Genomic DNA, 22,240 nt, shown 5'->3' on the forward strand with positions numbered 1-22,240 from the left:
ACAGGAAAGCTGTGTTGTTTTGTAAATTAATGCTCTTGATTTTGACCAAATGGAATGCCAAAATACCCAATAAAAGACAACGTAATGTCAGGATATTGCTTACCTACAGAAGAAGCATCATGGATTAAGTTATCTGTCGGAGCAATATACGCTTCTCTCGGTGCTACTTTCAATTTAACGACCGGATAATCGGGGTATTTTTTCATAAACTCATCGCCTACGGTTGTCCCTCGATAATGCTTATAAACTTCGTCGTCAGAAAAGCCTAGAGCCTCGAACATCTGCATAAGTGGGAGGTTAATAAATAAAAAGAAGCGCTCTTCTCGTCCCAAGTTAATACAGATCCGATTTCTGGATTTATGCCTGCGTCTGAGTGGTGCTCGATCCCAACTATCAAGGTGCATTCCTACAAAATAATCGGCGTTCTCCATTGTGAGTGTTCGCAATCCGGGTAATGTCACTTGCAGACCCAGTAGTTTTGGTGGCTCATGCGACAGACAATAATAGGATAAATAATTGATGATTTTGGTCATTGCACTCTGATATTCTGGGTGCGTATTAGCAGGTGGATAGTATTGAAGTGTTTTAGTTCTCGTGTTTAACTCTTCAAGTATGACTTCCAATGGTGCTAAAATCTCATCTGGAAAGCGACAAACACCAATATACGATCCCAGATCCCAAGAACTAAGGTGGGAGAGCGGTTCATTAATACCAAGACGGTGATATTCTGTTGGGTTCGGTTCTTTCCATGGTTCTTTGGGTACGAACGAATCAGGGCGATATTTGATATGTTCTGGTAAGGGTTGAATTTCCCGTGTCGTCCCCGAACTCAGCCAGATTCTGGGGCTTTGGCTAACTACATTAGTATCCAAAACAACCTTGGTTCCTTCTTGTACGCATATCAATTTACTTTGGGCTAACATAGTCTCCTCTCAAATCAATTAATAAGCTAGTCGATTTCCATTGCCACAAAATCATACGGAAATATCCAAACCCAAGATATGTTTAGAAATATAATCTTGATTGATATTGACTTGGCGTGTTATTGGATTAATGATTCCAGTTTCTTTTAAACGTTTCTCGATATACTGCAAAATTCCTTTTTCTTTCGTGCAGTGGGCGTGACCTACTTCATCCATTTGATTGTGAATTACACTTTCTTCTGCAACGGGATAACCACTACAACTGCCAAAATATTTACATGAATGACATGCAGACGCCATGCGTTTTTCTGCTGCTGCTATAGCTTTTTGATGTCCTGAGCTAAGAATGATATTTTCCATAGGCGTTGCAAACACATTGCCATGACAAAAGTCAATGTTATAAGCATCTGCATAACTATAGATGTCACCATTGATATTGACCAAATAAATAGATTCCCATTCTCTTTTATTATAGAAATTTGGTTTTGTATTAGGAGTATAGTATTGAATTACCTGTTTAATATAATCAATAATTGGTCTAACAATGACTGGTTTTTTACTTTCCAACCACAGATCGAACAAGGTACAATAAGCGATTAAAACCTCATTAGGGCTGATTTCATATCCTTGATGTTGTCCATCAAATGCTCCATTAAAGAGTGGTAAAACTCGAAATGGTATTTTTATTTTGTTATAAAATTTATAAATTTCTTCCAAATAAGGTAAATTCAACTGAGTTAAAACCGTGATACATCCAAAACGCACTTTTTCAGAGCGCAAACAATCCATATTTGCTAAAACTCTGTCTAAAGAATCTACGTTTGTTTGATTAACCCGCAGACCCCCAAATAAATCTATAGAAACTCCTACACCATCAAATCCTTCCCGCAACAAATGAATCTGGTGTTTGTTCAGTACAGTCAAATTAGTCTGAACAGTATTTGTAACGGAATCAGCCAGTTCTCCAAAAATTTGTTGCTGACGGTCAAAAGTTCGCCAGTAATAGTCTGGATGTTGTAAAAGAGGTTCACCACCATGCCAAATAAACTGGATCTCTACCGGGCGATCGAGGCGACTGTAATAACTGGCAATATGAGCATACATCCGATCTAACTGCTCTGGTGCGATCGCTTCACGATTGCCTAACTCCGCGTATTCATAGCAGTAACGACAGCGAAGATTGCAAAACTTAGAACTTTTAATGACAAATTGAACTTTTCTTTTCTCGCCAGATGTCATAAATTCTTCCAAGAAAAACTTAATAAATAGTACTGATTGTTATGAGTTAAACGCTGATACCATTTTGGATTTGAGATTTTAAATTGAGAAAGCCTTTTCTGGGCTTGCTTTAGTCCAACTATCTATCGCATTCTTTGTTCAAATTGGTATGATTTTATGTCTTTCAGAAAAATCTTATAGGCTTCACTCAGCTTGATGGATTGGGAAGATCTCAGCATTTATCAAATCTCCCCATCAACCAAGCTCAAGAGTATGGTTACCGATCAATCTGTAAGTGAGCGAAAGGCTTCCACAGCAGAGGTATTGGAATTCGTGGCAAAATCAACCTCTTCGTCACCTAATTCATCGCGCATCGGAGAATCGTAGGACTGCTTTTGTGCAAAGATAGGACCGCCTTCACGGACAAAATATGCCGCTCTACCTCCAGCCACGGAATTTAACTGTTCATCAGACAATTCCGCCTGTTGTTCTAAAACCGCTTGTAATTCTCCAGCTGTAAAACTATAACCATTCTCGCCAGCAATTTGGATCAGGGCTTCTGGTGCGATCGCAGCAAAAGCATAATTCAATTGTCCCTGTATGATTTGATCCTGAAATGCAGCATCAAAAAATTGAACGACTGTTTCTTGTGACATTGTTACTTCTTGATTTGAATAATTGTGTACTTGTAACGCTTCAGTAAGTATTGTGATAACAATGCTCATTCAAAGCCCGTAATGTCTAATACGCTAGGAAAATTGGCTGAATTTACTAACCATATTTGACTTTTATATAGCAATCCTAAATCATTCGTAAAAATTCTAAGTACTTTAGGCAAGGTAACGTGCTCTATGCCACACCACCGTGCGCGAGTAACCCGCATACGAGGATGGCTCCCCTATGTGTATTTCATAAATCAAATAGGATTGCTATAAAACCTTGAGCATTTTATACCCGATCTAAAAGTTAACTGAGTTGTTTAACTTTTAGTTGGGTATAATTACTGAATAAGGGTACTTGGGTGCCACAAGTATACTCGATAATTTTTGGCTTTGGTGGTTGTACAAATCTTAAGAAAGTATAAAGAAAAAAATGAAAATTTATACGAGAAATTATTTAGTATCTAGAAAAATATAGAACATCCAACCCAAGCCTACGCCACCAGCAATACTTTGACTAAAAATCAATACCTTTGCCAAAACGCCCTCACATTAGAAATGTGGACGGCAGGCGCTACAACGGGGGGAACCCCCCGCAGTCGCCTCAACGGGGGGAACCCTCCGAAGTTTGCTATTGGGGGAAACCCCCAAGCCGCAACTTCTCTCCGCACGGCGCTGCTCTGGGCAACGCGCTGCCTCGGCACAAACAAAGCCCACCTGCGTGGGCTTTAGGTTTTAGCCCACGCAGGTGGGCTTGTTTTATGTAGCCACAGACTTCCAGTCTGTAGGGCTGGCAAAGGGATTGCTTATGAGAATTTATATGACGAACCATCAGAAACGAGAGAGCGGTCAGCCAAATCTTCTCCTACTATCCCCCTTCAGCCAACATGAGAAAATTAAATACCTCACAACTTATCCACTAGTGCTTGCAAGAGCCAGAACCGTGTTCGTGTTTGTGCTCGCTGTGTCCGTGTCCGTGTCCGTGAGCACAATTTTGCAAGTCTTGTTGCATGAGAGTCTCACTCACTTCTTTCAAAGACTCATCTACAGGCTTTAAACCAATCCATCCATCTAGGAGTTCCACATCAAAACCGACCTCACGACGATCGCCAACTTCAATCAAAGGACGACGAATGAGTATAGGGTCTTTAAGCATGAGTAGCAAAGCGCTTTCAGCATCGAGCTTGTCAGGAACTATCTCTCCGGATTGTACTCGTGGAGCAGTGCGATTAAACCATTCAGACACGGGGCGATCGCCAAAAAATGAGCGCAAACGTTCCGCCGTCCAAGGTTCGGTCAATAAATTGTAAGCTACAACTTGATGACCTGCAGCAGTTAGTAAAGTTTTTTGCTTAACACTACCTCTACAGCCTGGTTTTTCATAAAAAATGATTCTTGCCATAAAGTTATCTCCATCAATGGTTAGTGGTTAGTAGTTAGTTCTTAGTGGTCATAAACAACAACTAACAACCTGCTAATTCAGTTAAAAATTTTTAGCAGTAAAGTTAACTGGATCGAACTCAAATCTTTCTCGCATACGAGTTTCTCCATAAATATTAAAAGTTACAGTTGGTTGCTCGCCAACTGCTTCTACGCTGTGAATAGCATCAGGAGTAAAGCTAATAATATCTCCAGGGAAGAGAGTCAGTTCTCCAGTTCGGTCAATTTTGTCTTGAGAATCTGAATGAGGGATTCGCTGCCAAAAAGTATTTCTCTCTTCGCCTTTTAAGACTGCGACTACACCCCAAGTTCCATGATTGTGAATTGTTGACACAGTACCTGGTGCAAATGTCACAGTTTGCACGGTAAATGGAAAACCTAATTCATCATACAGGAGTAAAATAGAGGTTCCTGTTTTGGTACAAGGTTCTAAATATCGACTTTGTACCCAGTAAGAGTTCACAATTAAACGCCTTACCAACATCCGAATTTCTGGAAGTTGGCTAGTCTCATCTTCAATACTACTAAGAACATCTTCTACTTCAGTTAGAAACCGATAGAGACGATAATTCTCTCTTAATAAATCCCAGGGTCTAACTGATTGACAGGCTTGATACTGTCCGTCATCAGTGACAAACCAATCCCTACCTTTCATAACTTTTATGAATAAATTAAGTCATTTTCGATTTCGATTTTGGATTTTGGATTAATTACCTAAGACCCAAAAATCACTTTTTTATTCGTCTTCTTCTTTGGGACGTGTCAAGATATCATATAAAATGCCAGCCCCAAACTCATTTTTATCATCTATTTCTTTTACTCTAGCACTAATCTCTTTAGCTTGCTCTATTTCTCCTAGCTTTGCTAACACTAAACCTGAAGCAGCATATGCATTGAGGTATAATCTGATTCTACAATCATCTTTCCGAGTAGCTAATATTGGTTTAAGTTGCTCCCATTGTTCGGGAAATTGTTCTGCTTCTTTAATTCTATCTATAACTTTAGTTGCTGTTTGCAGTGCCATTATGTAATTATTTTTGTAAAAAAAATATCTGTAGGCAGCTACTAAAATCTCTGTATATTCTCCTGTTTTAGCTAAGGCTTGATTCATATACTTATCGGATTCCAAAGTATTTTCCCAGTTTTCTGCTGCAAGTATCAATAACTTTTTGATGTCTTCTGGAATTTGGAACCACGAAAATTTATCTGCTTCACTTTGCATAAAATTTTTACTGGGTAATAGCTAATAGCTAATGGCTAATGGCTATTAGCTATTAGCTAATTGTTCATGACTATACGCTCTATACCTTTGTTACGCTATACGCAAAACACATGCTACAAGATCTGCAAAGGCTATACGTTAGTTAGAAACCTATTTACAGGTTAGGACTATTAGCCATTAGCCATTAGCCATTAGCCCTCCGGGTTCGCCAGTCCCCTACGGCGGGAAACCCGCCTGCAGGGCTGGTCTCACCATTAGCCATTAGCCATTTCAAAACTGTGTCAGAATATAGAGTAGGGTGAAAAGAACAATCCAAATGATGTCCACAAAGTGCCAGTAAATTTCTGCCATTTCAATCCCAACGTGTTTGGTAGCAGAATAGTGACCGGGACGCCGGGAACGCCATAACACGCCTAAAATCAATAACAGTCCCACAAAAACGTGTAACCCGTGGAAACCAGTCATTAAGTAAAAACAGTTAGAAAAGATATTGGTAGTTAGACCGTATCCTAAGGTTAAGTACTCAACGATTTGACCGAGTAAGAAAATTGCGCCCATGATAGCAGTGATTTTGTACCACTTTTGCATTCCTTGGACATCATTTTTCTTAATGGCAGCATCACCTAGGTGAATGACAAAGCTACTTGATACCAGAATGATGGTATTGATTGTAGGTAACAACAATTCTACTTCTGTTCCCTGTGGAGGCCAAACATCAGCACCACCTCGAAACAAGAGATACGTGGCAAAAAAGCCGGCAAACATTAAGGATTCAGAAACAAGGAATGCTGAGAGTCCTAAGACTCGTAAATCTGGATGTTCTTCGTGACGATCGCTCGTTGTTTCTAGAGCAACGGGGTTGTTAATATTTTTTGCTGCGTCCATCATAAATCTTTAGTTCAATATTGGAGGCGGAGCCTCAAGGTTGGTATTCCCAGGCTTAGCCTGGGAACGAGGTATTTCCAGACTGAGCCTGGGACCGAAGAACTACTGTGCAGGAACAGCCTTTTCACTAGTTTGTGGAGCAGCATTATGGCTATCCAAACCGTAGTCGTAGGGACCGTGTGTAAGAACGGGTAGAACTTCCCAGTTTTCAACTATGGGTGGTGAACTTGTTGTCCATTCTAAGGTGAGTGCATTCCAAGGATTGTCTTCGGCTTTTCTTCCGGCAATCCAACTCCAAATGATATTGATAGTAAATGGAATTACTGATAGCCCTAAGATGTAGGCACCGTAAGTACAAATCTGATTGAGCGAGATAAATTGCGGATCGTACATCGCAACTCTTCGGGGCATTCCTTGCAAACCCAATTCGTGCATGGGTAGGAAGGTCAAGTTAGTGCCAATCAAAGTGAGGATGAAGTGAATGCGACCTAAAGGTTCATTGAGCATCCGTCCCGTCATTTTGGGGAACCAGTGATAGATGCCGGCATAAATACCAAATACAGAACCACCAAATAAGACGTAGTGGAAGTGCGCTACGACGTAGTATGTATCGTGAACGTGAACGTCAAAGGGAGCAGTTCCCATGGTCACACCGCTCAATCCACCCATGACAAACATGGATAGTAAGCCAAGGGCGAAAAGCATGGCTGATGTGAAGCGAATTTTACCTCCCCAAAGGGTAGCAACCCAGCCAAAAATCTTGACACCAGTAGGAACGGCAACAATTAGGGTCGAAATCGTGAAGAACATCCGCATCCAACCGGGCGTACCACTGGTGAACATATGATGTACCCAGACAAACAATCCCACAACGCAAATTGCCAAACTTGAATAAGCGATCGCTTTATATCCAAAAATAGATTTGCGGGCGTGAACCGGGATGACTTCAGACATAATACCAAAGATTGGCAGAATCATCAGATAAACTGCCGGGTGGGAGTAGAACCAAAACAAGTGTTGGTAAATAATTACATTACCACCTGCATCTGGTTTAAAAAAGGATGTCCCAAAATTGAGATCGAACAACAGCAATATTAACCCTGCTGCTAAGACTGGAGTAGATACAAGTGCCAGTACTGAAGTTGCCATAATTGCCCAACAGAATAGAGGGAGTTGATCCCATTTCATGCTGGGAATTTTCATCTTCCAAATAGTGATGACAAAGTTCAGCGATCCCAAAATCGAAGAAGTTCCTACCAACACAATGGCAAGTATCCACAAAGTTTGGGCGGCGTTAGCAGTCACCAAGCTTAGAGGAGGGTAAGCTGTCCAACCAGATTGCGAACCGCCAAAAAAGAAACTAGCAAGTATTAACAATCCTGCGGGTGGGTTTAACCAAAAGGCGATCGCGTTCAGTTTCGGGAAAGCCATATCTCTAGCACCAACCATCAATGGTACTAAATAGTTCCCAAATCCACCAATTGCACTAGGTACGATCCATAAGAAGATCATGATCGTCCCGTGATTGGTCATGAAAGCATTATATAGGTTGGGGTCTAGCAAATCTGCATCTGGGGTTGCCAGTTCGGCACGCATGGCAACAGCCATCAGTCCGCCAATGAGATAAAACAAAAATGCTGTAACCAAATACTGGATACCAATCACCTTATGATCGGTATTAAACGTGAAGTAGTCATACCATTTCCACGCTTGAGGATGTGAGGGGTGGAGATGTGTCGCGACTTGAATTTCGCCTTGACTTTTTTCTGGTGGAGTGTTTGGTGGAAGTCCTACTTGGGTCATATTTTTTCCTCTGTTAAGTGTTAATTGTTAGTTGTTAGTTATTAGTTAAATTAGTTACTAACTATTAACCACTAACTACTAACGACTAACTACCAACCAATGACTTGAGAGTTTCGCCTTGGATTCCCATGTCTCGAACATAGGGAGCGAGAAACTCGGATGTTGATAAATTTGCAGGCTTCACTGCAACAGCTTCTTGCAATTCTTGCTTTTGAGCAACGAGGTTTTCTTCCAACCAGTTGTCAAACTCTTTCTGAGAGTTGTGAACGACAACTTGCGCCCTCATTGAACCGTGGTAGCCGCCGCACAATTCCGTACAAACGATCGGATATGTACCTGGTTTGGTAGCTACAAATCTTAATTCAGTAGGTATACCGGGAATTGCATCTTGCTTCAAACGAAATTGGGGAACCCAAAAAGAGTGAATTACATCGGTTGCAGAAATCTTCAGTTGTACATCTGTACCCACAGGAACGTGTAATTCTCCTGTACTGACACCACTCTCAGGGTAGTTAAATACCCAAGCAAATTGCATTCCCGTAACATTGACAACCAACTCAGCTGGGTTATCTTGTGTTTGTGGAGTTCCGCCAAAGCCATATTTTGGAGTTGCTGAAGACGTCGTTGCTGTTTCTGACTGACTTGATGAGGTATCATTCAGGGTAGCAGCAATTGCACTTCCTGGCATTTGGGCTACATGAGATGGGGAATGGTGTCCTGCTGAAAACCCTCCCATCTGTTGATAAACATCAACGCTGTAGATTCCGAGACAGATAACAATAATCGATGGAATCGCAGTCCAAAAAACTTCTAACGGAAGATTTCCTTCTACATGTACGCCATCTGTATCGTCTCCGCGACGGCGACGAAATTTAACTAGAAAAAGTAAAATGGTTCCTTCTACCACAATAAACAAAGCAGTGGCAATGGAGACCATGATGTTAAAAAAACCATCTACCAGAGGCGCTTGTTGCGATGCTTGTACTGGTAATAAACTGTGGTTTTGTCCAACCCATATGCTGAAAAGCGTGACGACCATTCCAGCAACTAGGGTCAATAGTGAAACAGGAATTTGTTGCATAAATGCCTGCTCTTTACAAAGAACGGGTTAGGGTTTAGTGGTTAGTGGCTAGTCGTTGGTGGTTGGAAAACTGCTTGGCTCTCAACCACTAACAACTATCTACTCTCATTAAGACTATCTCTCTATATCGGGGTGGAGAAGTCTTCTTCTTCAAGATTAACTAGTAGTAGAGAAGATTGCTTTAGTCTTAACAATTGATTAGGGTATTGGTAGCAAGGTTTAATATGTTCACCGCAGACAACTTGCAATTTACATTTTTGTTTACTACAAACTTTTAATTCAGTCACTCTTAAGGATGAAGGATAAAGTATAAAGTTTGAAATTGAAGTGAAAATGACAAAACTTACCCTTTATCCTTTATCCTTCATTCTTAGTTATTTAAAGCAGTATGGGTGTAGCAATTTTTGGAGCAAATTTTGGCACATGCTTCACAACCAATACAGTTGTCTCTGTTAGCGATCGTCATCACCTTCTTTTCAATTTCATCATCATCTTCATCTTCTACAAATTCACCTTCTTCATTCATTGCTTTTAGCAGCAGTACATTGTGGCCGCAAATTTTAAAACATCTGCCACAACCAATGCATTTTTCTTGATCGATCGCTTCCACAAATTTAGGTGTCCAAGTTTTACCACCAAATGTCAATCCTGTTACGGTTGCCATGATTTTTCCTTCTGTCAGTACATCTACAAATGTTACTCTTTCGTTCATACTAACATAAGGTTATTTTTACATTCTTAACTTCTTCCAACAATCTAGGATTTCATTAAAGTTTTCTGACTTACAAAAGTCTTTTTAAATTTTTTTGGTATTTAAATGCGATTTATTTAAAATAAAGTTAGAGAAAAGAGAGCATATTTTAGAAGAGAGCTAGATGAGTTGGACAGTTGTATACCTCAGTTTTCTTACAGAATCCTTTAAAGTTATTATCTCAATTTAATCCATAATTAATGCTATTTATTATCAATAAACTAATGCTTGAATTTTAGAGAATAATTAAGAGTATTAGTAAATACAAAATTATTTATTTTTTTTGTTATCAAAAAACTATTTTAAATGTTAAATTGAAAAATAAAAATGTTGTTTTTTTAACATAAAATTTAAAAATATAAATATTAATATTATTAATAATTGCATGAAAAGATATATTTTAATTATCCGAATTGTTCTAGATTAACAATTATTAACTATATGATGCGAACATGGAAAAGTGTTATTCAATTACTTCTTAAGCGTAGTTTTTTAAAACTTCTTTAGCTCGTTAAGAACACATTTTTAGAAAAATTTATGAAATATTATAAAGTAGGAAACTAAAAAAATAGGCTCTGGTTAAAAACCTTAAATAGCTTCCAATTGGATGTATAGTCCCAATTAAAGATGTGGGTAATGAGTACGGTAAAAAAATCCATTTTTACCAAAAATAACGCGGTGAAGAGTGGAGAGAGTAAAGGACACATCTAGGGGAGACTTGAGCCAAACATCTCAACGATTAGAGTGGGAAGAAGCCATATGTCTTATACAATTCCTAACAACAGTTGCGTTGGATGTGACAATTGCCGTCCCCAATGTCCTACTGGTGCTATCAAACTAGAGAACGATGAATACTGGATCGATCCTAGCCTTTGTAACAATTGCGAGGGCTATTACCCCGAACCTCAATGTGTAATTGTTTGCCCAACACAGTCGCCCATTCCTTTACAGGCAAAAAGAGGGCGATGCAAAATTGACTTTAGAGAAGTAACTAGTCCTGATTTATTTGCCAACGGTAAGACCAATCCATTTGCATCATCACTAGTCATATGGGAAGCTTGTAATGTTCTTTCTCAAAGAACTTCGCTACCTTGGGCAATTGATGAATCTCAAAAAGTGTGTTATTTCAGACAAGTTAATCAAGGAAAGGGAGAAATCTCTTTTCATGTCTCCGAACTCCGTAACAAGGGTGAACTTCTGACTGAATTAGAAACAATAGAGAATTTTGATATTAGAGCGGCTTGCATCAACTTGATTTTTGCTGCTCATGTAACAGCTTTAGATAAGCCTTGGGAACAAGAATTTGCTATCGATGACCGCCAAATTGAGAAATACTTGGGTATGGAAAAGCGCAAAGACTTGAGTAAAAGCGCTAAGCTGGCATTGATGAAGAATTTGGTACAACAAGCTTGTTCGCTGATTGTTTCCATTAATTGGCCCCAACAAGGTTATATTAAGGGGTTTTCTGTAGAAGACAGCCGACTGTGGCACTTGATAGACATTCAACATCACTTTCAAGAAGATAATATTGGGTGTAAATATTTAACTGGGTTAACTTTTAAAGTCAGAGCAGGTGTCTGGTCTCAATATTTCTTAAATAAACAAGGTTGTAAGGAAAGAACTGCATTTTATCAATATGGCAGCTTGCCCAAATCCCTGTTAACCACAGTCATGAGTATTTGGCAACAACATGAAGGTACAGCGCGACTGATGTTATGGCTGTTGTTTAAAACCAAAATGGGGAAGGAACAACGGATCACAGTCCCTACCCTACTGCGGGTAGCTTACGGAGAAGCAAAAATCTCTGTTGCTTGCAGACAGAGGGAAGAACGCAAACGGCTGCTGCGGACTTTTGAAAATGATTTAGAAGTCCTTAACTATTATGGCATGAAACCGACATTTGACCCTGTGACCTATCCACCTGAAATTCAGCCCTTATGGGCGAAATTAGTTGAGATACCCGAAGATCCAGATGAAGCGTTAGAGTTTTGGATTAATGATGCAGGTGGTAATACCCGTATAACAGATGCAAGTCCTCGTGGTAAGTGGAATATGCTCATGAATGCTCGCATATTATCTTTTGAGTTACCACAAGAGTGGGAACATCAAACCATTGAACCAGACAAAAAACAACGAACTGCTACTAAGAACAAAAAAAAGTCAAAAAGCACGGCAGGGTTCTTGCTTGGCGATCAAATTCTACAAGCAAGACAAAATTTAAATCTTTCCCAAAGAGAATTGGCAAAATTGGCTGGTAAAAGCCAAAGTTGGATTCGCGATTTGGAAAACGGTCGTCTTAAAGCCAAGTTAGAAGACCAAGCTGTGCTGCGAAAGGTTTTGGGTATTGCCTGATACTCCATTTCCCTCAAGAAAATACTTGGTCTTTCAAAAGTCAAGCTGTAACTACTTTGAGTCTCTATTCGCTCTTCTCAAGTTAATAAATGTTAAAACTAGTTGTTTGACCGTTAGCAACAAGACCTAAGACAGTCATGCGAGATCGTTTGGCGTTATCCAAGGCTTGTTTCAATACCAAACAGTTTGTGCGATGTATTCTCGCTACCAGTAAAATGCCATCTGTGTGAGGTGCTAGTAAGCTAGCATCTGCTAACCCGATTAAAGGAGGAACGTCATAAATCACCAAATCAAAGCTATTATGAAAACTTGCTATCAATCGTTTCATTTTTTCAGAGGAAAGCAATTTGGTTGGGTCAGGTGGTATAGGTCCAGCAGTGACTACAGATAATTGGTTGATAAATGACGGTTGTCGAATTACTTCTGCAATTGGTAAATTTGCTGAAATTAGGTTACTCAATCCCCATTGGTTATTGAGATCGGATAGGCTGTGAATCATAGGGCGGCGCATATCCGCATCTACAAGCAGTACTCGGTGTCCCATTGCTGTTGCTATCTGAGCTAAATGAAATGCCACTGTAGACTTACCGTCTCCTTGCGTTGCTGAGCTAACGACTAAGGAACGGATAGGGCGATCCGAACTCAGTAGTTGAATATTTGTGTACAGTACGCGCAAAGCTTCTAAGAAATTCGCGGAGTAGTTGTTATGGCTTTGTTCAGCCGTCACAGCTAATCCGGGAAGATGCCTGGAAAAGGCATCTGGTACTATCTTGATGGAAATTTTGGGGTTAGAAGTACGAGGTGAAACATTTTGAACTTGTTTTTCAAAGGGGATAGCGCCTAATAACGGTTCTTTAACTTTCTTTTTGAGGGCATCAATACTATGGTAAGTATTGTCCATTTTTTCTATAAATAGTGCCGTACTGATTCCTAAAACTAAGCTAAGGACAAACCCCGTTATCAAACTACGACGAATGTCGGGAGATACGGGGTTTGTTGGTTGAATCGGTGCTTGAATTAATTGCCAAGGAAGCTCTGTCTGTGCGACTTGGATCTGAAGAGCTTCGCGAGTACTGAGAAAACGGTTCAGGCTTTCTGTTGCTACTTGTAATTTCCGTTGCGATTCCGTGTACTTTCGTGCCAATACTGGTAACTGCTTGCGTTGCTGTTCGAGCTTCTGTTCGGCTTTTGCAAGCTCTTGGCTTTGCACTTCTAAAGTCTCTACTTCAGTGACTAGCTTAGCCAATTCTACGTTTAAAAAACGTTTTGCTTCTTGGTTTAACAAGGGCACCAGTTTTTCGCGTTTTTCTTTCAATGCTTGAACGGGTGGGCTGTCCTCTTGAAAACGAGTTAACTCAGTTGCTATCTGAGTGTCTAACTGACGCACCTGAGCTATAAGCTGTTGGTATACTGTTGCTTCATTGAGCGCTGCTAACTCTCCACTTTGTTTCTCCAAACTGGTTAATTTGGCGCGAGTTGTTGCCAACTGCTGATTGACTGCTAGTCGTTGTTGAGCTAGAGTACTAGCTCGCTCGTTGATTTGCGCTGCTTGGATATCTGGATCGGTTAACTTATACTTTTGTCGAAAAATTTGCTGCTCTTTTTGCAGCTGATCGACCCGCATCTGCATGGACTTGAGTTGTGTCTCCACAAACTGAAGCCCTTGGCGCAAGCTTGTTTGCCTTTCTTCTAAGCTGTATTTTAAGTAAGCTTCAGCAACCCGATCTAGCACTATTTTAATTTCTCTAGGATCGTTGCTCCGATACCGAATTTCTAGAATCTTAGTCTCACCCAAGCGAGTGATGGTCAGAGAATTGACAAGAGAATTATAGTTGATGGCGGGATAAGCTGGCTCTAATAGCTTTGCAATCCCTGTTATCAGTCCGGGACTTTTAAGAACCTGTATTTGGCTATCATAGTCCAGGCTGGGCTGACTTGAGTTGGAGTTCTGTTTGCCAGAGGTTAGATCTAACAACGTACTTTCTTGATTGAGAGGTTCTACTAACAGCCTAAAATTGCCTTCATAAACTGCTTTCTGTTTCAAAGTTGAATAGACAACAGCACCCATGACAACCGTGGCGATCGCTGCAATAACTAGCCCTCGTCGTCGTACAATACTTAACAGTTCACGTAAATTCCAATCTTCTCCTTGTCCTTCAGACCACGGAGAAGCTTGAGGGTGAGGTACTAAGTTCGTATTTTGCTCAGAACTTAGAGGTTGAGAAGAATGATTCTCCATGATTTATTAATGCTTAGAAAAATACAAACAGGATTTGCACAACACAGGAAATGCTAGTTGAAACGGCAACTGAGTTAGGAATTACTCTGCTTTTATCAGATGCTCGCGAACTGTTGACTGCGTTGAAGCGAGTAACTATAAGGATTTAATCATATCACATTAGGATACATGGTTGCTAGATAAATCCTCGCAAAGTGTGTGCTGTAACCTAAAGATGAAAATCCCTCTTTCCTAAACTCTACCTCCTCAAATTTTATTTGGTGAACTACCAGATAAAAATTTATTGTTATGAAAGTATCAAGCAAATAAACTCCTCTAATTTAAATTTCTGCCATAGGGCTGATAAAAAGCTTATAGCTTTTCCCTATAGTAAAGCCATGTAAAAAAAAGTAAAATATAAGCAAATTTAATAGATAAAATTTACATAAACGTGTAGATTTAAGTGATACTATCCTCAAACGTCTCATACTCCCTTTCTCAGGCTTAAAGTATTAATTTTAGTTATTTTCATTCGTCTTTTATACAAAAAAAAACTACGTAAATACACTTAATGTCTTGTATTTTAATTTTAGCGTAGGAAAAAGTTTTGTCAATTGTTTTCAGTAAATTTACATAAATTATTTTTATCCATAACCATATACCTAACTAAAGTTAAACTGTGATATGCTCTGTGTATCTGACAAAATAGCTGTAAAACTTAAAGGGAGTTAGATTTTTGGGAAAAATTTAAGTATATTGGCGGAATATTGGTTTTGTTGCGAAGAGACTGCGGCAAGAACCGCTGATGTACCAGTATTTCAAGAGAGTAAGTTTTTGCATTTAAATTAAATAGTCTATTGTAAGTTTAGGATTTCGGCTTTGAGGGTCGTTTCGATCTCAGTCTATCCAACGGATCTCTCTTTTGATTTGTGGTCTGGAACAATGAAGAGAACCGATTGCCGGAGAAAGTGTATCTATGCAATGGTAAGAAGTGCATATTACACATTTCGCAGAAGCTTTAAACAACCTTTATAGATATTTGACACAGTACGATCGCAGAACAAATCTGTGAGTATTTGTGTGAATGCATGAGTCGTAATTTATACTTAGTTAGACTCATATGTGAAACGCAAACTCTTTTTGTCCGCTTGCTCCTAGGATTGACACACACTCACCCTTTTTAAGAAGTGTTATGGGAGATGCTCAACGTATGAAACTCCCACAATACCGTTGAGGATGCGTAAGCCCTAACTCCCTTCCCACTCTAAAATTAGCGATTTTTGTGAAGCAAGCACTTGTCATCCCAATACTGCTTGGATAAGCCAGAACAAAAACCCCGTTTCTAAAAGAAACCGTGTTTTTTGTGGTGCAGACAATTCTTGACCAAGTCGTATTGAGACTTACTTCACATCTTTCAGTCATGTTTTGAGAGAAAGGAAGTCGTAAAATACACTCTCCAACGAATTCTTCAAGGGGTAGCAAAATCCAGGTATTTTCCACTTAATTGATAGAGTTTTGCACCTCGATTATTACAAACTTTTTCAAGGACGGATTCAATGACACCCAGAGATCGAATCAATGAAAAATTATTACAGTCAAGCTCTTTTTATATAGAAGGTAAAACTCAAGACTCTATTAAGAGCAAACAGAGCATTAGGTTGTCTGTCATTACCCAGTTCTTTCCACCCGACTATGCTGCTACCGGACAGTTAATTGAGGAACTCGTTAAAAACTTAGGACAGCAAGGTGTAGAGGTTGAGGTTTTCACAAGTCAACCGGGCTATGCTTTTAAGGACGCTTCTGCACCAGCCATTGAACAATTTGAACGAATTTTCATTCAGCGATCGCGATCGGCTCAGTTGTGGTTGGGCCGAATTCGTGGCAAAGCTATTAGTGGAGTCTTATTCACTTTGCGAGCAATACTCCATTTGTTTAAGACAAGCCAGCGTTGTAATGTTTTGCTGCTAACTACAGCTCCTCCATTTTCGATTATTCTGGGATACATAGCAGAAACTTTCTTCCGACTGCCTTATATTTGTATACTTTACGACCTGTACCCAGATATTGCGATTTCCTTGGGAGTGATATCTAAGGATCATTGGTTGGCAAAGCTTTGGCGGGCTATCAACAAAAAGATTTGGTTGAAAGCTAAAGCCATTATAGTTTTAAGCCCAGCTATGAAAATGCGGATAGTATCTCATTGCCCGCAAGTAGCAGACAAAGTTTTTGTCATTCACAGTTGGGGAAACCCCAACTTGATTGTGCCTATACCCAAGCAGCAAAACTGGTTTGCCTGGAAGCATAAGCTAGTTGAAAAGTTTACTGTTCTCTACTCAGGAAATATGGGGCGCTGCCATGATATGAATACGATCCTAGAAGCAGCAAAGCTTTTAAAAGATGAGCCTATTCAGTTTGTGTTTATTGGTAGTGGCGCAAAAGGTGAGGATTTACTTAGAGAGTCACATCGCTTAAAACTAGATAATATGGTATTTCTACCATATCAAGACAAAGAAGTGCTGCCCTATTCCTTAACGGCTTGTGATTTATCCTTAGTTAGTGTAGGTGCGGGTATGGAAAGTCTAGTTGCTCCTAGCAAGGTGTATCCTGCGTTAGCAACTGGACGACCAATGGCAGTGATTTGCTCTAAACGCTCGTATTTATGGCAGATGATAGCAGATGCTAACTGTGGTGGTGTTTTTGAAAATGGAGATAGTCAAGGTTTAGCTCAGTTTATTCGCTTGTTGAGTAAAGATCGCCAGCTTGCAAAGAGTATGGGTATGGCAGGTCGTAAGTATATGCAATCTCATTTTACTGCTCAAATCATTTCCCAGCAGTATTTGAAGGTTTTGGAGAAAGTTGTACTTTAAACTGACATTTTGTATCCAAAGGGTATCTCCTTAAAGAGATACTCCCAAGCATAGAGCTATACGCAAACCCCAATCATTGTTTTCGTGACGTAGAACAACAAAAGTTTAAGTCATGTAGGGCAAGAGACATTGCATATCAAAAGACCCCTGTTGTAGTTATTGCCAACGCCACTCCTCTCAACGTAGGTTCTCCACGTATGAGGGTGGCTCCTTTATATTTCAAAAATTAGATAGGATTTTTATATGGTATTTATGAGGCGAACAAATTCTGCCATTTCCTGGTTTGTTTTTTTTATAAATTTATAATGAAGCATTGCTAAATTTTAGCAATGGTAATAATTATTGAACTTCAAAACTAACTCACAAATAAAACTACATAATTTTATGTAACAAATATGAAAATAGTTTTATTTTACTTTTGCTAAAATTTTAAATTTAAAATGCTACTATTGGAATCACCAAGAATTTATGACAAGCTTTGAGTACTGTAGGGTAGGCATTGTCCGCCAAAGGGCTCTTGTGGTAGGGGATGTCCAACACCACTCCTATCCATACGCTTTCCCCTTACACGAAGGTGTATCCCTTATTTGTATTTCAAAAATCAGATAAGAGTCATACATAAACTACTAAAAGCAGGGCGAAAAAGTCATAAATAATTTTATTAGTATTAATTTACATACTCTTCATTTTTCTTGTTAATAAACGCAAAAAATTCACATGAATTAAACAATACACGTAAGTATCCTTAGAAAATTCTTTTATAATGTTCTTATAATTTTTGTGAGAGAAAAACCAGACAAAAATAACAAAACAAAACACCGCAAAATATTTTGGAAAGATTGAAAATTCCAAAAATAAAAACAAAGCTAAAACAATAGCTAAATCTTTGAATTAAATAATCTTTAGTAAATTTCGGCTCTGGGCTTTGATGGTCATTTTGATCTCGGTCTATCCAACGTAACCTTCCTTATTTTTATTGCCGTGGGAGGTCAAATTGCAGAGAAGGTGCGATCGAAATCGAAAACGTTCAAAAAGACGAGCTATTTACTGTCCAACCCATAGTTGTTATCTCGATAGTATGAGTTCTAAATATCAACTATACGCAGATCGCTCGGGTCAATTAGAAGCTAGAGGCATAAGCCGACGCAATGCAATCCTGTTAGTCGCCAATCAGACAGCAGTTCCTCTAGACGGAGAGTGGCTAGAAGCTTTTTGGTGTCAGCAATGTCAGGCAACAAAATGGTATCACGTCCGCAAGCGGGATCGCCGTACTTATGAAGTGTCATTGGCACCATCAGAGCTTTGGCAACAAGCAGCTGGAGTAATTTCCCCTCAAGGGAACCCTTCCGTAGGAGAGTTTACTCGCAGGCAAGCTCGTTTTCTCACCTATAGAAACATCAATGCTTATAAGTTTATGAGTTAAGTTATTGAGGCAACGATAATTTATGCGGCATCAAGAGATTGCCTCTAAACCAAAACTAGTGATTGAGGCAGGACGTACCGAGCGCCAGTACTGGCAAGATTTATGGCGCTATCAAGAACTTTTTTATTTTCTTGCTTGGCGCGATATTTTAGTACGCTACAAGCAAACTGCAATTGGTCTTGCTTGGGCACTGATCCGACCATTTTTAACAATGGTTGTGTTCACTGTAGTCTTTGGTAGCTTAGCTAAATTACCTTCTCAAGGTGCGCCATATCCGATTCTGGTGTTTGCTGCTATGTTACCTTGGCAATTTTTTGCCAATGCACTTAGTGAATCCAGCAATAGCTTAATTGTGAATGCCAATCTTGTGTCTAAAGTCTATTTTCCACGTCTGATTGTGCCTGTTAGTGCTGTCATAGTCAGTTTTGTAGACTTCATGGTTTCTGGCATAATTCTGCTTGGCTTAATGGCATGGTACAACTTTGTACCAGATTGGCGAATTTTAACACTGCCTTTGTTCGTCGCGATCGCATTTGCAGCAGCCATAGGAGCGGGATTGTGGCTGGCTGCTTTAAATGTCGAATACCGAGATTTTCGTTACATTGTGCCGTTTATTGTCCAATTTGGTCTTTACATATCGCCTGTGGGTTTTAGTAGCAGTATTGTTCCAGAAAAGTGGCGATTGCTATATTCTTTAAATCCAATGGTCGGTGTGATTGATGGATTTCGTTGGGCAATTTTAGGTGGAGAATCAAAACTGTATTTGCCAGGATTCATTCTATCTGTGGCATTAGTAGCCATAGTACTAGTGACTGGCATTTGGTACTTCCGCAAAATGGAACGGACGTTTGCTGACGTCATTTAATTAAGGAGTAAAGCAGATGTCTGACACAATTATTAGCGTAGAAAATCTAAGTAAAAAATATATCATCAGCCACCAGGAAGAAAATACCAGTCGCTACCGTTATAAAGCTCTGCGAGATGTCATTGCTACAGGAGCTAAGACTCTCGCTAAAAGCTTTCTCAAACCTTCTGAGAAAAAAGTACTTAATGCTACTCGTGAAGAGTTTTGGGCATTGAAGGATGTTGGTTTTGAAATTTCACAAGGTGAAGCCATCGGTGTGATTGGACGCAACGGTGCAGGAAAATCAACACTGCTTAAAGTTTTAAGCAGAATTACCGAACCAACAAACGGAAGAATCACTATCCAAGGACGAGTCGCAAGTTTACTGGAAGTTGGTACGGGCTTTCACCCGGAACTCACCGGGCGAGAGAATATCTACCTGAACGGTTCTGTTTTGGGTATGAGCAAATTTGAAATCGAGAAGAAATTTGATGAAATTGTTGCTTTTGCCGAAGTAGAAAAGTTTTTAGACACGCCAGTAAAACGTTATTCGTCTGGGATGTATGTGCGTCTTGCTTTTTCCGTTGCTGCTCATTTAGAGCCTGAAATTTTGATTGTAGATGAAGTCCTAGCGGTGGGAGATTCAGCATTTCAAAAGAAATGTCTTGGAAAAATGGGAGATGTCGCAACAAAAGAAGGGCGGACAGTCTTATTTGTCAGCCATAGCATGCAGGCTATTGCCCAACTGACCAAGCGATGCATACTCCTTTCTAAAGGACAAGTTCAATACGATGGGAATACCGAACAAGCAGTAAAATTATATCTTGCAGGTCAAAAACTTGCTGACGAACAACTAGCTTACTACGAAGCTCCTTTAACAAAAACAGGCAATCATGTAGCTTGGGCGCGAGTACACACTTCTGAAGGAGATGGTATTCACTGCTGGGGAAAACCTATTATCTTTGAGTTTGCCCTACATGTCACTCAACCTCATGAAAGTCTGTGGTTCTCTTTTCAAGTCGTTAATGCTTTTCAACAGCCTATTTGTATTTTCTGGTTTTCCGAACCCGATGCTCCTTTTTATCGAGAGCCAGGAACTTTTATTTTCAGGTGTGAAATACCAAAGTTCCGGCTCTACATGGGTTCATATACCTTAACAACATGGTTTTCCGAACGCCGTAGCGAAACTTTACTTGAGAATCTCAGAGAAATTTGCCCGTTTGAAGTTAGCATGCACAGTATTGAGCGGCAAGAGTATCCATGGCAATCTGATGAGTGCCTTTATTTGGAAGACTCTATTTGGACAACGCACAAATCCATCACATTTAGTCATGAAAAGGTGAATAAATGGCAATAAATCATGATGTAAAGTTGGGTGAAAATGTTAAGATATTTCACTCTAACCTTGTTAACCTCTACGGTTGCACCATCGGCAATGACACCAAGATAGGAGCTTTTGTAGAAATTCAAAAAGATGTTGAAGTAGGCAGTCGATGTAAAATTTCATCACACAGTTTCTTGTGTGAAGGTGTCATGCTCGAAGATGAAGTTTTCATCGGTCATGGGGTAATGTTTACTAACGACCTTTACCCCCGCGCTACTAATGAGGATGGCACTTTAAAAACAGCTGATGACTGGTATGTAGTTAAAACCAAGGTCAAGCATGGTGCTTCTATAGGAAGTAATGCTACCATTCTTCCTGGAGTCACAATTGGAGAAAAAGCAATTGTTGGAGCAGGGGCTGTTGTTACTGATGATGTTCCTGACTACGCCATTGTTGTAGGAGTACCAGCTAAGAAAATAGGCGATGTTCGCGATCGCTGCCAAAAGTTGGAAATGATAGCCAGTCACTTGAGTTAAACAGCCAAGAAACCCTAAAAACTAGGCCTTAACGACAACTCATGAATTCAAAACTAGTCTGTAGCGTGATGTCTATCATCAGTAGTTTTGCCATTACAACTACTGTTCCTCCTGCTCAAGCCGCTCAAATTATCTACAATGGCACGGGTAATGTCAGTAAAATTGAAAACTTCACAGCTGATGGCATTACTTATGATATCACCTTCAAATCTGATACTTTTCTTAACTTGTTTGGTTTCCCTAGCAATCCTGATTTTAATACACCTACTTTTTGGAACAACCAACAAGGAGCTAGAAAAGTTGCTAATGGCATTGAATTGTTGCTAAATACCCAGCCTACAGTTCCGTCAAAAGTTAACAATAGCTCCTCTGTTTTAGTTCCTTATAGAGGCATAATAGCTAGCAATCAATCGCTATATATAGTCAACAAAATAGATGACTATATTACGAGGTGGTCTAATTTTAGAGGGGAAAGCCAAGACATTTTTACTTTAGGAAACGAGAAAGCAAATTATGCTTTATTTACGGTTAAACAACCCCAACGCATTCCAGAAAACAATTTCCTTCTGGGAATGCTTGGAGTTGCATTAACGATTGGCTTGAAGCAGATCGAGGGCAGAAGTTCATCAAAACGCTTTTGATTTTTTTCAATTGAAAAGCTTCTGGCTTTAGTAAGTTTTATTTGCGTACAGTT

General features: G+C 39.6%; 18 protein-coding genes. 7 read left to right on the forward strand and 11 right to left on the reverse strand.

Annotated elements, in window-relative coordinates; all coding sequences use genetic code 11:
* Window positions 1–26: 26 nt before the first annotated feature.
* From AB0756_RS09740 to fdxB, 10 genes are all read right to left on the reverse strand, one after another.
* A complete protein-coding gene (locus AB0756_RS09740; RefSeq protein ID WP_167844613.1) occupies window positions 27–923 on the reverse strand; it encodes a hypothetical protein in 897 nt (298 codons plus the stop codon).
* Between the two features lie 51 nt (window positions 924–974).
* On the reverse strand, window positions 975–2,162 hold the full coding sequence (locus AB0756_RS09745) for a radical SAM protein (protein WP_038078549.1): 1,188 nt from the start codon (window positions 2,160–2,162) through the stop codon (window positions 975–977).
* A 263-nt stretch (window positions 2,163–2,425) separates the two neighbouring features.
* A complete protein-coding gene (locus AB0756_RS09750) occupies window positions 2,426–2,797 on the reverse strand; it encodes a Nif11-like leader peptide family natural product precursor (RefSeq protein WP_162002338.1) in 372 nt (123 codons plus the stop codon).
* Window positions 2,798–3,719: 922 nt separating this feature from the next.
* Window positions 3,720–4,202, reverse strand: coding sequence for an ArsC/Spx/MgsR family protein (locus AB0756_RS09755; RefSeq protein ID WP_038078550.1), 483 nt, complete (start codon window positions 4,200–4,202; stop codon window positions 3,720–3,722).
* Between the two features lie 81 nt (window positions 4,203–4,283).
* Window positions 4,284–4,895: a cysteine dioxygenase family protein gene (locus AB0756_RS09760; RefSeq protein WP_038078552.1), complete on the reverse strand. Its 612-nt coding sequence runs from the start codon at window positions 4,893–4,895 to the stop codon at window positions 4,284–4,286.
* Between the two features lie 81 nt (window positions 4,896–4,976).
* Window positions 4,977–5,462, reverse strand: a complete 486-nt coding sequence (locus AB0756_RS09765; RefSeq protein ID WP_038078555.1) for a hypothetical protein — start codon at window positions 5,460–5,462, stop codon at window positions 4,977–4,979.
* Between the two features lie 270 nt (window positions 5,463–5,732).
* Complete coding sequence (locus tag AB0756_RS09770) at window positions 5,733–6,347, reverse strand: cytochrome c oxidase subunit 3 (protein WP_137986424.1); 615 nt, start codon at window positions 6,345–6,347, stop codon at window positions 5,733–5,735.
* A gap of 102 nt (window positions 6,348–6,449) precedes the next feature.
* Complete coding sequence (gene ctaD / locus AB0756_RS09775; RefSeq protein ID WP_038081179.1) at window positions 6,450–8,150, reverse strand: cytochrome c oxidase subunit I; 1,701 nt, start codon at window positions 8,148–8,150, stop codon at window positions 6,450–6,452.
* An 85-nt stretch (window positions 8,151–8,235) separates the two neighbouring features.
* Window positions 8,236–9,231, reverse strand: coding sequence for a cytochrome c oxidase subunit II (locus tag AB0756_RS09780; RefSeq protein WP_038081177.1), 996 nt, complete (start codon window positions 9,229–9,231; stop codon window positions 8,236–8,238).
* A 370-nt stretch (window positions 9,232–9,601) separates the two neighbouring features.
* A complete protein-coding gene (gene fdxB / locus AB0756_RS09785) occupies window positions 9,602–9,895 on the reverse strand; it encodes a ferredoxin III, nif-specific (protein ID WP_038081203.1) in 294 nt (97 codons plus the stop codon).
* An 846-nt stretch (window positions 9,896–10,741) separates the two neighbouring features.
* Between fdxB and AB0756_RS09790 the strand changes: the two genes are divergently transcribed.
* Entirely contained in the window at window positions 10,742–12,334 is a 1,593-nt protein-coding gene (locus AB0756_RS09790; protein WP_038081175.1) for a helix-turn-helix domain-containing protein, read from the forward strand.
* Between the two features lie 82 nt (window positions 12,335–12,416).
* Here the strand turns inward: AB0756_RS09790 and AB0756_RS09795 are convergent, their stop codons facing one another.
* Entirely contained in the window at window positions 12,417–14,573 is a 2,157-nt protein-coding gene (locus AB0756_RS09795) for a GumC family protein (protein WP_038081174.1), read from the reverse strand.
* Between the two features lie 1,535 nt (window positions 14,574–16,108).
* Between AB0756_RS09795 and AB0756_RS09800 the strand changes: the two genes are divergently transcribed.
* The 6 genes from AB0756_RS09800 to AB0756_RS09825 all read left to right on the forward strand — a co-directional run bounded on the left by AB0756_RS09800 (window position 16,109) and on the right by AB0756_RS09825 (window position 22,187).
* Complete coding sequence (locus AB0756_RS09800) at window positions 16,109–17,419, forward strand: glycosyltransferase family 4 protein (protein ID WP_038081173.1); 1,311 nt, start codon at window positions 16,109–16,111, stop codon at window positions 17,417–17,419.
* Window positions 17,420–18,413: 994 nt separating this feature from the next.
* Window positions 18,414–18,842, forward strand: coding sequence for a hypothetical protein (locus AB0756_RS09805; protein ID WP_038081202.1), 429 nt, complete (start codon window positions 18,414–18,416; stop codon window positions 18,840–18,842).
* A 22-nt stretch (window positions 18,843–18,864) separates the two neighbouring features.
* Window positions 18,865–19,707, forward strand: a complete 843-nt coding sequence (locus tag AB0756_RS09810; RefSeq protein WP_038081172.1) for an ABC transporter permease — start codon at window positions 18,865–18,867, stop codon at window positions 19,705–19,707.
* Window positions 19,708–19,723: 16 nt separating this feature from the next.
* Complete coding sequence (locus AB0756_RS09815; protein ID WP_038081170.1) at window positions 19,724–21,043, forward strand: ABC transporter ATP-binding protein; 1,320 nt, start codon at window positions 19,724–19,726, stop codon at window positions 21,041–21,043.
* Entirely contained in the window at window positions 21,034–21,546 is a 513-nt protein-coding gene (locus AB0756_RS09820; RefSeq protein ID WP_038081167.1) for an acyltransferase, read from the forward strand. Before AB0756_RS09815 ends, AB0756_RS09820 begins: the two co-directional genes overlap by 10 nt.
* A gap of 41 nt (window positions 21,547–21,587) precedes the next feature.
* A complete protein-coding gene (locus tag AB0756_RS09825; RefSeq protein ID WP_050046118.1) occupies window positions 21,588–22,187 on the forward strand; it encodes a hypothetical protein in 600 nt (199 codons plus the stop codon).
* Window positions 22,188–22,240: the final 53 nt, after the last annotated feature.

It is taken from the genome of Tolypothrix campylonemoides VB511288_2 (assembly GCF_045999855.1).
Lineage (GTDB): Bacteria > Cyanobacteriota > Cyanobacteriia > Cyanobacteriales > Nostocaceae > Scytonema > Scytonema bouteillei_A.